Source organism: uncultured Maribacter sp. (assembly GCF_963977385.1).
Taxonomy (GTDB): Bacteria; Bacteroidota; Bacteroidia; order Flavobacteriales; family Flavobacteriaceae; genus Maribacter.
Genome location: NZ_CAXBOU010000006.1, coordinates 16,877 through 30,051, shown reverse-complemented (window position 1 = coordinate 30,051; position 13,175 = coordinate 16,877). Strand labels below are relative to the sequence as shown.

Below are 13,175 nucleotides of genomic sequence, written 5' to 3'. Positions count from 1 at the left end.
AATAAGTTTCTAAAGAAGAGCTTCGAAATGCCCTTTCCCATATCTTCAATTGCTGCATATTTTCCTTTAAGAGCATCAGTTAGATATATCCAATGAAAAAAGTTCAAAGAATCTAATTTCTAAATCTATGAGCCGAGAATAACGATGTCTTAAATTAAAGAAGAATTTGTTTGTTTTTATATCAGTTCTTCTTAAGCTAAATAGGAGGAAAGCAATACACGATTATACTGTTGTTTGACTCTAGTGTACTGCCGTTAGGCCTGTCTACCGAAGTTAAGTGGGCTTGGTCGTTTTTTTTGGCGATGCAAAAAATGAACAAAACACGAACTCTGGTATTGTTTATTTTTTATCTTTTTCTAAATCACACATATTTTTGAAATTGATTCCCGAAACCATAGGCTAAATTATTTCCAAGGCTTCAAGAATTATTTACGATCATGCATCTCCACTACAGAAGAAGATAGACCCAACAACGTACTTTGTAGGCAATGTTCAACAGTTTAAACCACGTGATTTCCACAATATCAAAATCTATTATTCGGGTTTTACGATTTTCGGAACCCTGGTTTTAATAGGTAGACGGATATTTTATGGGGCCTATTGAAAAATAATCAAACTTAGAATTGTCGATATGTAAGGAGTTTTATGTTTTTGAATGTTTAAAAAGATTCAAAAAGAAGTAACCTAACTGACGATTTGGGCAAGTCTACAATGACGCTGAAATCTTTGCTGCTCAATATTTGTTCACGGTCCAAGTCCAAATTATGTTTGTCGTCCAATAAATATTCGCTACACTTTAATTGGTTTTGAAAAGGAACATTCTTCATCTGGAGTTTATAGCGTGAGGCATCATCTTCAAAATTGCTTAACAAAACAGCTATTTTTCCGTCACTCAATTGGGTAGAGGCAATGATAGACACACCTGTTTCCTGATTATTCCCAACGGTAGAAACCCGAGTGCCCAATTGTACCATTTTATGATAGGCTTCTAATGCATGAATTGCTTTTTTGGGTACTCCTGATGCATCAAAAAGCCCAAAACGAAATATGGTTCCAAAAGCGGAATAGTATTGTGCCATATCCAGTTCTGTATCTTGCATATAAGATAAAACTGCAACAGTAAATGCTGACCCAGGGGCGGCCATTGTTTGGGCCAATCCATCTCGTGATTCGGCTCTGCTTTTGCCAGACCAAGATGTTACGTAATTCCATTCGGAGAGACTGATTTCCGTATCTTTAAATCCATGTTTCCTTATGGTAGCGTTTGATGTTTCTATTCTTTTCATGAAGTCATCGGTACTTTTACTATAGATGTGATAAGAAACAAAGTCTAAAGGGGAATTGGTTTTTTTACAATGTTTAAGGAAAGCCTCCCCAAGCTCACTATCCATGTTATAGGCAAGTGCTGGCCCTCCAATTTTCAAGTTTGCATCCAATTTTTTTAAGGTCTTGGCCGTTATTTCATACAATTGAAGATACTGTTCTTGAGTTCCTGACCAGCACTCTGCTATGTCCGGCTCATTCCAAACTTCCCAATATTTAATATCCCAATTAAAGCCTTCGGCCCAGCCCATATTATAATGCTGTACTATCCGAGAACAAATGCGCGCCCATTTTTCAAAATCGGACGGAGGATGGATGTAAAATTTTGGCTCACCATGCTCAATACTTTCTCCCAACCTAAATATTACTTTTGCGCCAAGATCCAAGATCGACTTTATATAAATGTCCGTCTTTTTGAAATGATAGTTTGCCGGATCATTTTCATCGGCATTAAAGTTTGGAAAGATGGTGTGAACATCAACCGTTTCTTCATCGGAATATCGTGTATCATGCAGGCGTACATGTGGAGGGCCGAAGGTTTTGAAATATTCACTATTATCAAATGCATTTCCCAATCTAATTCTCGGACCGCCGTTGACCCCGTTCAAGGGTTTGAAACCACCCATGGTTTTGGATAGATCAACCGTAAACTCAGGCAATATTGCTGTGACATTGCCTTGAGCTAGTAGAACATTTCCAATTATTAATCCTAAAAATAAAAAAACACCAAAGAGTGCTGACTTAATACAAGTGTTTACTTTCATGAATTTTTGGATAAGTTTTATGGTAGAAAATCTAAGTTACAATTTTTTTGCACTTACGATAATAATCATGGATTTATAAAAATATATGTGTTGAAAACCCTAGCGGAATGACCATTAAATATCAAATCACTGATAATAATACCTGTCAGTTTCAGGACAAAGACAATGAATTTGAATAAGTCATCAATGGAAAAATCAAATAAATCCAAAGGGGGTGGATTATAAGACCAAAAAGAGTATACCATTAATTTTTAAGTTGATCTAGTCTAAAATGGCTAATTTAAGAGACTAAAATAGAATTACCCCAGTTTTCAAAAAATATGAATTACACAAACCCCAAATACCGCTTCCTTTTTATAATATTAGCCATATTCTTCATGGGTTGTAAAACTGCTCCACAGGAAGATTCCGGTAAAGAAATTACTTTACGTCTAACTCCTAGTTCTGATAATCCTAGGAATAGCGAAGGGGATTTTATCCAGCTAAAAGATGGGCGAATATTGTTTGTTTATACCCATTTTACGGGTGGAGCAGGGGATCATGCCAAAGCTTATCTTGCAGGGAGATATTCCAGTGATGGCGGCCAAACCTGGGCACAAGAAGATGTTAGTATTTTACCCAACGAAGGTAGAATGAACGTGATGTCCGTTTCTCTTTTGCGGTTAAGTGATGGAAGTTTGGCGCTTTTTTACATTAGAAAAAACTCCGAAACGGACTGTATACCCTATATGCGTATTTCTACTGATGAGGCACACACTTGGAGTGAGCCGATCAGATGTATGGAAGACGAAGGATATCATGTTATAAATAACGACAGATTGCTTCAGTTGCCCAATGGCAGAATCATTTATCCCACTGCACTACATGGTGAGGTTGAATCTAGTATGACTGCTAATGGAAAAATATATTCCTATTTCTCGGATGATCTAGGGAAAAGTTGGTCCAAATCCATGGAGGTACCCAATCCTAACAACGTCGTGTTGCAAGAGCCAGGAATCGTGGAATTAGATCATGGAAAAATGATGCTTTTTTGTCGGACAGATGCAGGTGTACAATACTTCTCCTATTCGGAAGATAAGGGGGAAACCTGGTCGCCCATCGTAGCGGGAAATATAAAATCGCCACTTTCCCCAGCTTCGATAGAGCGCATTCCAAAAACAGGGGACTTATTGCTGGTCTGGAACAACAATTACGAAAATTCAAGAGACGGCGGCTATCGAACTCCATACAACCTTGCCATATCCAAAGATGAAGGAAAAAGTTGGGAGAAGATAAAGACCATTGAAAGTGACCCTGATGGATGGTATTGCTACACGGCAATAGAGTTCCTTGATGATCATGTGCTTTTGGGGCATTGTGCAGGAGATAGAAAGGGCGGGCATGGTTTGGCTACTACACAAATTACCCGCCTTAGCTTAGATTGGATTTATCAGGAGGCTACCGAAAATCCCAAAGTGGCATCAGATCAAAATGGTAATATCCAATTGGCACCCAAGGACGGAACCTCCAAAATTTATTATACACTTGATGGCTCCCTGCCCAAACCGGAAAATGAATTGCGATATAAAGAACCGATTGTAATTACCAAGAAAGCCACGTTGCGTATGCAGGCATTTTCGGGAGACAAAACTCCTAGTCAGATCGTATCCGTTGAAATTGGTACTGATCTATTTGAAGAGGCGCAGCAACTGGCGGAGAAGCCTACAGCGGGGCTACATTATAAATATTACAATGAAGAATTAAGCAAGGCGAGATGCCTTGAAAAAAAGCAGGAAACAGCAGCAGGTATAATCCCACAATTTTCCATAGAATATAGTGAACAGACAGAAAATTTCGGTTACGCCTTTGATGGATATATAAATGTCCCAAAAGATGGTTTATACACCTTCTTTCTTGAATCCAACGATGGAAGTGTGCTATTCCTGAATGATGAAGTGCTCATCGACAATGACGGGGCGCATGGCAATTACGAAAAAAAAGGTTCAATTTCTTTAAAAACCGGAATGCATAAAATCGCGCTCAATTATTTTCAGCAAGGCGGTGGACGTAAATTGACCTTATCTTGGCAAAGTGGCGATTTCGAAAAGGTAGAAATTCCATCAAATATGCTTTTTCATAGCAATTGATTATTTCAAGACACTTTTAATTGCAGTAGGTATTACATTATAAGCTTATGTTCTGTAGCAAGAGGGGGTACGATTCCCCGACTTCCAGGTTATGATTGATTGGCTTTATATATTGTTCTACAACGTTATTCTTCTATCCGATTATATTTTTTGAGTGTTTCAATGAGTAAATCGTGAGGTAAAGCATAGGTCTCATTTCCATAAATACTTTCCATAGTTTCTGCGGCTACAATTGAAGTTATTTTTTCAAAAAGGCTATTTCCCTCTTTAAGTAATTTCAGTAAATTTTTTCGGTACGAAGTTAGGATTGGAAGTCTGTACGCCTTGGTCTAATAATTGTTCGTTTTCCCATAAATGTTCTTCATTCGCACCAGTTTCTTGGTAATCGAATCTCTAAATGAAAAATAAACATACCATCTTTTGGAAAGATTACCCTTTGCGGTATAGATTTTTGGAGCTGAAAAATTTGGTTTTGTAGATAAATCGTATTCTAAAACGTGTTCACTTTTATGTTCAATCGTAATTACTTCTAGAAATATAGACATAAAAAAAACGGTTTAGAGTGAACTAAACCGTTGTTTTGGTTGATTTTACTAATGTAGCGAGAGGGGGGCACGATCCCCCGACCTCCGGGTTATGAATTCTGAGACATTTGTACCAATATGGTCTCATTTTATTATTAATCAGTTGTTTATAAACGTATTATATATTTATGAAATCCTATAAAGCCATGTAAAAACATCAAATGTTGTACCTATGTTGTACCCAAATTTTGTATATTTAAGTATCCAAAATAGTAGTTATGGCAACAATACAGGCAGTTTTAAGGATGAAACCAAATAAGGCGGGATTATTTCCTATCGCCATTCGTGTAACCAAAGATAGAAAATCATCTTACCTTTTTAGTGGACAATACATTGACGAGAAGTTTTGGGATAGTAAATTCAACAGGGTTAGAAAATCACATCCTAATTCAAACCGTTTAAATAAGCTAATGGCAAAGAAGCTATCAGAAGCAAACGATAGACTAATTGATAGTGATACTGAAGTTTCAGGGCAATCTGCCAAGAAAATAAAAAAGAAAATAATTGGTAAATCTAAATTGGATTTTTTTGAAGCTAGCGAAATATTTCTTTCAAATCTCTTGAAAAGGAAGAAGTTCAACCAGCACTATAATCAAGAAAGGCGACTGAAAATTTTCAAGGAGTACTTAAAAAGTAAAGAATTGGTTTTTTCCAATTTGGATGTTATTCTTCTCAGGGGCTTTGAGACCTATCTCTTGTACGAGAGGAAGGTAGCTCAGAGAACGGCTATCAATTACCTGATGCTTATTCGAACAATTTATAATTTCGCCAGAGAGGAATTCCAAGTTGATGATAAGAACTATCCTTTCGGTAAAGGAAAAATCCAGATCAAATTTCCCGAAACTGAAAAAATCGGATTGAATATGGAAGAGGTGCAATTGCTTGAAACTGCAAATGATTTGACTCCCGCTCAACAGAATGCCGTAAATACATGGTTAACAAGTTTCTACTTTGCGGGGATAAGGGTCGGAGATGTCCTAAAATTGAAATGTCTTGATTTTAAAGACGATAGGCTTTATTATCGAATGGGCAAAAACAAAAAACTTGTTTCGCTAACGGTTCCTGAAAAGGCAAAGAAAATATTATATCAATACATGTCACTCAAGAAACACAAGAACGATTTAGTCTTCCCTTATTTAAAAGGTACTGATTTAAAGGACGAGAAGAGGGTCGCAACTCGGATTAAGACTATTACAAGAAACTTAAATCGACGATTGCAAATTGTCGCTGAAAAACTGGGTATCGAAAAGAAACTAAGTATGCATATAGCCCGACATACTTTTGGTAATATTTCAGGAGATAAAATACCTATTCAAATGCTTCAAAAACTATATCGTCACTCTTCGATTACGACGACCGTAAATTATCAATCAAATTTCATGCACAAAGAAACGGATGATGCCTTGGAAAAAGTTGTCAATTTCTAATATACAAACGGTATTTTCAACCAATAAATTGACCGATAAACTATTTTAGGTCGATAGGTTTCGAAAAATGGGTACATTATTGGATTAATAAAACCAAAATATGGAGCAAACCATTTTGGCTAAGAAATAATTCAATGCAAATCGTCTGCTTACAAGAAGAAGCTTTTTACGCCTTATTTGATAAGGTAGTCGAACATTTAGAGGAAAAATTAAACGATAAGCCTGCCAAATGGATCGATGGAGAGGAAGCAATGGGTATACTTAAAATAAAATCTACAACCACCTTACAAAAATTGAGGGATGAGGGAAAAATTGCGTTTTCCCAACCACAAAAGAAAATTATTCTCTACGACCGGGACTCTATAAATGAATATATTGAGGCAAATGTTCGTGAAACCTTTTAATTATGGAAGAAAGTTTAAAAGTTAATAAGGATTATAAAGAGGCTTTCAATCTTGGGTATGAATTGGCTAAAGAATTGAATTTGACTACGCCAATGTTTAAAGATACTAGTTACGATAACGAACGTATTAATGCTATGCAAGTAGGTATGGAGCAATATAGCAATGAAGTCGCTCAAGGGCAGCACAAAGAAAATATCCTACACATAGAATCGGATAAAAAGACATCCGATATTCAAAACATGGATGTAAAGAAGGTTGACCGTAAAGATTTCGACAAAGGATTGGACTTCTCCAGATAAGCAACAGGAAACTAACTAAATCCTGAACACTGGCTATAGGTCAACATATTTGGTTTTTACACCAACTAGCAATTCCTTACGTAAACAATGGTTTATACTTTTCTTTTATGTTAAAATTCTGTCTACTTGTAGGACAATCTTGTAGGCAAGTGTGTAAGCCTCCCCTAACTAGAACTGCTTAGTTTTCTAAAACTTCATTAAAGTTGACCTCATCCTATTAAACCTCCGTTCCATGAGTAGTTTAAATATTTTGCCAGCCCCCCGTTTTCGATATTTTACTCATTAAAGAATAACCCACAAGACCAGAGATGATAACTGTTGTTGCAATGCTAGCCAAGAATAAACGCCAGATAAAGAAGATATCTCACTAAATAGTGCAAAAATACCTGCTCCCATTAACTAAGCATTCGTGTGGTCGGTACGACCGAACATGAACGCGGTGTTGACTAAAGTGGGTCGGTTATAGAGTTACTATGGGGATTGGTATGGAAGCGGTGAACGGTCTTATGGTTGAATTTCTCGTTCAAAACGGACTCATGGTCCGTTTTTGATCTCTTTTGAGAGTTGTTTTCCAACCAAGCGTTCCTTATTTGGAAATCATCTTCTTTTTTTATCAAAAATCTTGATATTGGATATAGGCTGTCCGTTACAGCCAGTGCGCCGTTCAATCTTGGGGACGTATATTTTGTTTTTCCAGTTTCCTGAGCCAATGCTTTGGCGGCCCCCTGCTGTCGAAGACCATCAAGGTCACCAACTTTCCTTTTTTGCACATGGGGCATATCCCGTGCCGCAGGGGCTCCCTTGTGATCTTGGTCGCGATACCACCGATCTGGACCCTTACAACGGGCAATACGGTCTTCTTCCTGCAACTGCTCAAGATCCCGTAATGACGTATGCGTACGAACCCTTTGGGCAGCACATGCATGGAAAAGCGCCTGATGAACTCGGCATCCGGCAACCGCACCAACGATTTTTTGCCCCCATGACGGTAATCCTTCACGGAAAAGGTCACCGAGCCCTCCTCCAGGTTCCTTATGCGATGGTTGCTTATGGCGATCTTATGGGTGTAGCGTCCCAAGTATTCCACTACCTGTGGCGGGCCTAGGAACGGACGCTTGCAATAGACTACCCAGTTTTGCCCGAACAGGTTTTGGTAAAAGGAAGGGGATTGCCGCTTTCCCTGCTCCTTGCGCAGTCCGGCCACGAACCGTGCCCTGAACACGCTGCCCATTGCCTTTACGGGGAACAGGTATTTGCCCTTGCTACGGCCATACTTCCACTTGCCGCCCGCCGTCACGCCTCCGCCCGGGACGATGCAGTGCAGATGTGGATGCAAACTCAGGTTCTGGCCCCAGGTATGCAAAATGGCGACCATGCCCGTTGTTGCCCCCATAAACTTCGGGTTTTCACCAAAATCCCTGATCACCGACCAGGCCGTTCTGAAAAGCAGGCCGTAAAGCTGCTTCGGTTCGTGCAGGCACAGCTTGTTCAGCGTATCGGGCATGGTGAAGACCACATGGAAATAGGGCACGTTCAACAGTTCTTCCTCTCGCGCCCTGATCCACGCTTCCCGCTTGTGCCCCTGGCACTTCGGGCAGTGTCTGTTGCGGCAACTATTGTAACTAAGGTGCAGTCGGCCACAGGATGGATCGTCGCAGCGGTCGATATGGCCGCCAAGGGCCGCGGTACGGCATTTGCGCAGCGCATGGAGCGTCCTTGCCTGCCAGCTGTCGGAGCAAATGCCCGATAGGCCCTCCCTGTTCCGTTCCAATACACCGGCCACTTCATGGGCCGCGGCGCTCATTGCGCCTTGCCGTAGAGTTTTTCCAATGGGCTAAAGGCCGTGCCCTGCTTATAGCGCGAAACGTGCAGATACACTAAAGTGGTCCGGATATCCACATGGCCCAAAAGGTCCTTAAGGGTCATGATGTCCAGGCCCATTTCCAAAAGGTGGGTCGCATAGCTGTGCCTGAGAGTGTGGGTGGTCACCTGCTTCCGTATCCCGCTCTGTTGCCGGGCCTGTTTCACCACCCATTGTACACCATTGGCGGATAGCCCTACCGCCCTGCCTTGCGCATCGTTACCGTTAAAAAGCCATTGTACGGGACTTTCCGATGCCAGGTGCTTGCGTACCCCGCGCACCAAAAGACCGCAGAGGGGAACGTAGCGGTCCTTGCGCCCCTTCCCTTGGCGCACGTGGAGCTGTTCCCTGTCCATATCGATATCCTTTATATACAGGTTGCGGAGTTCAAGGCTGCGCAGCCCACAGCCGTAGAGAAGGGCCAGCATCAATCGGTGTTTGTGAAGCTTTGGGGTTTTTATAAGCAGCCTTGTCTCTTCCTCGCTCAGCACCACGGGCAGTTTCTTGGGCCGCTCTATCGAAGGTAGCGCGACCCGGTGCTCTTCAAGACCATATACCCGGTAGAGGTAACGCAGACCATATACCGTATGCTTGAAGAAACTGTCGGAAGGCGTTTTGCCCTGCGACTTTAGATGATGGAGATAATCCAGAAGCTGCTCCCGGTCCAGATCGAGCGGACTGCACTTGAAATGAAGTACGATATGCGCCAGGCAGCGCGCATAATTGGTAAGGGTGCTCTGGCTCTTGCCGGAGAGTTCTACCGATCGTTTTAGCTTTTGGTAGGTTACATTAAATTCGGGAACGTTTTGACGGGCCCTTTCGAGAAGGGTACTACTTTTTTTTCATAATTTAGATCTTAAGGATTGTACAATACTTAAAGGTAGTGAACGGTAAAAACTTGAAGCTACCTTTAGGTTTAGTTCAACATGGTGCCTATTCCTATAGATACAATTTCTATAAGCGAAAGTTTTTTTTAATTCTGAATTAAATTAAAAGCGTCTTAAACGATTTATGACTGCTTATTATATTTTTAAAAACTATACTGAAACATCGCTTGTATTCTAGACGCATTACCTTTGTCTTTATTTTGAAGTCGATGATTACCATATAAATAAGCAATACCTACGTGAAAATTTTCTAAAGGTGTCGCGATATAATTGGCTTCAAGATAACTTGCCGATTTATATATATTTGGAAGTTGCTGATTTACATCTTCTACTGAAACATGGCTTCCTACAAGCGTAGAACTCATTTTATCGTTCCACCAATGCTCGTAAGCTAAATAACCTCCTCCGGCTTTTAAAGCAGTTAATTTATTTGCTGCAAGTGAAACAGCATCCAAGCCCAAACCAGAAATATCTAATATATAATGACTTATTCCCTTTCCTGTCACACCCATAAACATCAACTTATCGTGTTTAGTGCCATTTGCTGTTTTAAATGTATTTATATAACCCGCAACATTTAAACCGTAACCGAATTCGTGTTTGGTATCTAGTTCAGCATTAAGATAAGAGATGTCTCGAAACATCTTTGCAAATGACAGTTGTCCCCAATCATCTGTATGTGTAATATTCGACACCAAATCTGGAAATGATACATAGCCTGGGTCATCTTGAACCAATGGTGTAAAATCTGAATTATGGGTTTCTACTGCAATATTGAGTGTGGTCTTTTTGTTTAAATCGTGAACAAAACGAATCATCTCATTTCTAATGGTAGGTGAAGAATTCGCACCTTGAAAGTCTACTTGATTTGGCGTCGCTTCCAGATTTGCAAAGGTGGTCCAATCTCTACCAATGTGGAATTTCCAAACATTAATGTATGCCAACCGTAAGCGAAGACTATAATTATTTAAAGTTTCTGAAGAGTAAAAATCGGTTTCTACATAGGTATGAATATGTTCATTACCTGCTGTAAAATTGCCATCAAAACCTACCCGTGTTTGTCTTGCATCGAAAGACAATCTCGACTTTTCTTGTAATTTATTAGGATTAACAGGAATGTCAGAATTTTTAAACGCGCCTGTGTTTTTAATATTTGGACCAACATCGAACGTACTAACCAACTTTACATAGCCAGAAATAGCGTATTTTTGATATTTTGGCTCTGGTGATTGTGGGTGTCGTATTTGTTTGATACTCAAAGAGTCTTTATTTACTATTACTTTTTCCTGTTGGGAAAAGCAATTTATAGTAATTAAAACACCTAATAAAATGAGTGATTTCTGCTTCATGAGTTCCTATTTAAAGTTGGAATAATCCCATTGGTATCGCATGGAAACCTAAACGTTTTACTTCATCTTCAATTGTTTTTATTTCTACCATTTTAGAAGTATGCATTGTGAATTTTACGGAAATTTTTGAGATTCCAAAATTACATTCTTAACGCCATCTTTTTTAATTATCGCATTAAATATTTTGTCTAAATCTTCCTGTTTTTGTGCATCTGTTCCAAAAACCTTTCCGTGGTTTCCTGGGATTGTAAGCTCCCCCTTAAACCGAACTGTTTATAGGGAGGAGGTCATAATTTTAAACAGTATGAGAAAGAGTAAATTTTCACCCGTCCAGATTGCATCGCCCTGATAGACCATTGATGCTTCGTTGATGTTTAAATGTAACCATCATTACTTGCTTTAATACTCAGGCTTTTTGTACCAAAAGGGTCAGACAATGTTGCTATGGTTTGAGCTTTTTTAACATAGTCGTGAATATTAATTTTCTTATGTAAGAAACCCGAACGTTCTTCTTTTATCCAATGGTTTTCAGTAATTATTATTTACTGTTTTTGGTACGTTATTAACCGTTATAAAATCAGTTATAGGAATTGCATCACTTTGATTGCCCTTTGTGGGCACAAATTGAATGCCCACAAGTACAATTAATAGTACAATGGCAATTCTTTTAATAAATTTCATACTCCAAATGGTTTATTAATTGATGTTAATTTTGTTTTTAGTTCTTTGATTTGGTTTCCATTCCCATTTCCATATTACCTTCATTATCAGTATGCGACTTCATAAAAAACCGTTCCGCAACAAATATTAATATAATTCCAATTGCCGCAACTATAAGCACCATTGGGTCATTGAGATATTTTAAATAAAGAAAGGCAACGAGTACGGCTATATCCATTACAATGGCTATTAACGGAATGATAGGTTGAAATTTTACATCCTTTTTTAAGTGGCGGAAAAGCCCCCAATGAATAGCTATATCCATTATAAGATAAAAAATAGCTCCTATAGAAGCAATCCTCGTTAAATCGAACAGAACAGTCAATAAAATAGCAAGAGAAGCCGTAAATATAAGGGCTGGATTTTTAAAATTTCCTAATTTTTTTAAGGATGGAACTTGCTTCATATTACTTAACATCCCTAATAAGCGCGATGCAGAAAACATACTAGCTAAAACTCCAGAAAAGGTCGCTACAATTGCTATGGCTATAGTAATCCATAAACCCCATTCTCCAAAAACGGGTTCTGCCGCAGCTGCCAACGCATAATCTTTTGCTTTGATTATTTCAGGGATGCTTAAACCTCCTGCAACAGAAAGTGCCAATGCTACATATATAACAGTGCAGATAAGGATTGAGTACACAATAGATCTACCAAGGTTTTTATGAGGATTTTTAATATCTCCACCTTGATTCGTGATTGTTGTGAATCCTTTATAGGCAAGGATTGATAATGCCAGTGCTGCTACAAAGGCAAGTCCTTGTGGCATAGTTTCAGAATTATTAGGAATATAATCCCCTGTAATATCTGCAATCCCAGAAATTATTAGGCCTACAATGGCGAGCAATGCAATACCTGCAACCTTAATAATTGCTGTAAAGGTTGCTGTTGCTCCAATAACTTTATTACCTAAAATATTCAATATATAGGCAGTTACCAAAAGTAGAATACCAAGAATGGACGCATAACCGGCAAAACTTTCGGGAAATAGCCGAAGCGTGTAAGCTCCAAAAGTACCCGCCACTAAACTTTCCGAAACTACCATTGAAACATACATCAACAAGGAAAAGACACCCGTTGTGGTTCCTGGGCCGTAGGCTCTATTGAAGAATTTAACAACACCTCCAGAGGATGGAAAAGCATTGGAGAACTTCACATAAGAATATGAACTAAATCCTACCACAATGGCACCTGCAATAAAAGCAACTGGGAATAGGTCTCCAACCAACTCCGCTATTTGGCCCATAAGGACAAATATTCCGGCACCAATCATTACACCTGTGCCTAAAGATATAGAACCTATTAGGGACAGTTTATTATTTTCTTTTATGGGAGTCTCTTTTATAGGATTTTTCATTTCGTTGATTTCTCAGGTTTTATTTTAAATATTTTCTATTGGCTTACTTGCTGAATATAGCTAAAATACTTACC

General features: G+C 39.1%; 12 protein-coding genes. 4 read left to right on the top strand and 8 right to left on the bottom strand.

Annotated features, from left to right (window positions below; translation table 11 throughout):
- Positions 1 to 659: 659 nt before the first annotated feature.
- On the bottom strand, positions 660 to 2,087 hold the full coding sequence (locus AAC084_RS08440; protein WP_339839465.1) for a glycosyl hydrolase: 1,428 nt from the start codon (positions 2,085 to 2,087) through the stop codon (positions 660 to 662).
- Between the two features lie 320 nt (positions 2,088 to 2,407).
- Between AAC084_RS08440 and AAC084_RS08435 the strand changes: the two genes are divergently transcribed.
- Positions 2,408 to 4,213 (top strand): exo-alpha-sialidase, encoded by a 1,806-nt coding sequence (locus AAC084_RS08435; protein ID WP_339839462.1) that lies wholly within the window; start codon positions 2,408 to 2,410, stop codon positions 4,211 to 4,213.
- A gap of 329 nt (positions 4,214 to 4,542) precedes the next feature.
- Here AAC084_RS08435 and AAC084_RS08430 read toward each other — a convergent pair whose 3' ends face one another.
- On the bottom strand, positions 4,543 to 4,758 hold the full coding sequence (locus AAC084_RS08430) for a hypothetical protein (protein WP_339839460.1): 216 nt from the start codon (positions 4,756 to 4,758) through the stop codon (positions 4,543 to 4,545).
- 257 nt (positions 4,759 to 5,015) lie between these two features.
- Here AAC084_RS08430 and AAC084_RS08425 point away from each other — a divergent pair, with 257 nt between their 5' ends.
- The 3 genes from AAC084_RS08425 (at position 5,016) to AAC084_RS08415 (ending at position 6,927) form a co-directional block, all read left to right on the top strand.
- Positions 5,016 to 6,224, top strand: a complete 1,209-nt coding sequence (locus tag AAC084_RS08425; RefSeq protein ID WP_339839458.1) for a site-specific integrase — start codon at positions 5,016 to 5,018, stop codon at positions 6,222 to 6,224.
- Between the two features lie 134 nt (positions 6,225 to 6,358).
- Positions 6,359 to 6,628, top strand: coding sequence for a helix-turn-helix domain-containing protein (locus AAC084_RS08420; RefSeq protein ID WP_339839456.1), 270 nt, complete (start codon positions 6,359 to 6,361; stop codon positions 6,626 to 6,628).
- Between the two features lie 2 nt (positions 6,629 to 6,630).
- Positions 6,631 to 6,927, top strand: a complete 297-nt coding sequence (locus tag AAC084_RS08415; RefSeq protein WP_339839454.1) for a hypothetical protein — start codon at positions 6,631 to 6,633, stop codon at positions 6,925 to 6,927.
- 446 nt (positions 6,928 to 7,373) lie between these two features.
- Here AAC084_RS08415 and AAC084_RS08410 read toward each other — a convergent pair whose 3' ends face one another.
- The 6 genes from AAC084_RS08410 to AAC084_RS08385 form a co-directional block, all read right to left on the bottom strand.
- Positions 7,374 to 7,595, bottom strand: coding sequence for a hypothetical protein (locus AAC084_RS08410; protein WP_339839451.1), 222 nt, complete (start codon positions 7,593 to 7,595; stop codon positions 7,374 to 7,376).
- Entirely contained in the window at positions 7,592 to 8,731 is a 1,140-nt protein-coding gene (locus AAC084_RS08405; protein WP_339839449.1) for an IS91 family transposase, read from the bottom strand. The genes AAC084_RS08410 and AAC084_RS08405 overlap by 4 nt, the downstream gene beginning before the upstream one ends.
- A complete protein-coding gene (locus tag AAC084_RS08400; RefSeq protein WP_339839447.1) occupies positions 8,728 to 9,279 on the bottom strand; it encodes a tyrosine-type recombinase/integrase in 552 nt (183 codons plus the stop codon). Before AAC084_RS08400 ends, AAC084_RS08405 begins: the two co-directional genes overlap by 4 nt.
- 539 nt (positions 9,280 to 9,818) lie before the next feature.
- Positions 9,819 to 11,024, bottom strand: a complete 1,206-nt coding sequence (locus tag AAC084_RS08395; protein WP_339839445.1) for a DcaP family trimeric outer membrane transporter — start codon at positions 11,022 to 11,024, stop codon at positions 9,819 to 9,821.
- Positions 11,025 to 11,552: 528 nt separating this feature from the next.
- Positions 11,553 to 11,705: a hypothetical protein gene (locus AAC084_RS08390; RefSeq protein WP_339839442.1), complete on the bottom strand. Its 153-nt coding sequence runs from the start codon at positions 11,703 to 11,705 to the stop codon at positions 11,553 to 11,555.
- A gap of 37 nt (positions 11,706 to 11,742) precedes the next feature.
- On the bottom strand, positions 11,743 to 13,089 hold the full coding sequence (locus tag AAC084_RS08385; RefSeq protein ID WP_339839757.1) for an APC family permease: 1,347 nt from the start codon (positions 13,087 to 13,089) through the stop codon (positions 11,743 to 11,745).
- Positions 13,090 to 13,175 lie beyond the last annotated feature (86 nt).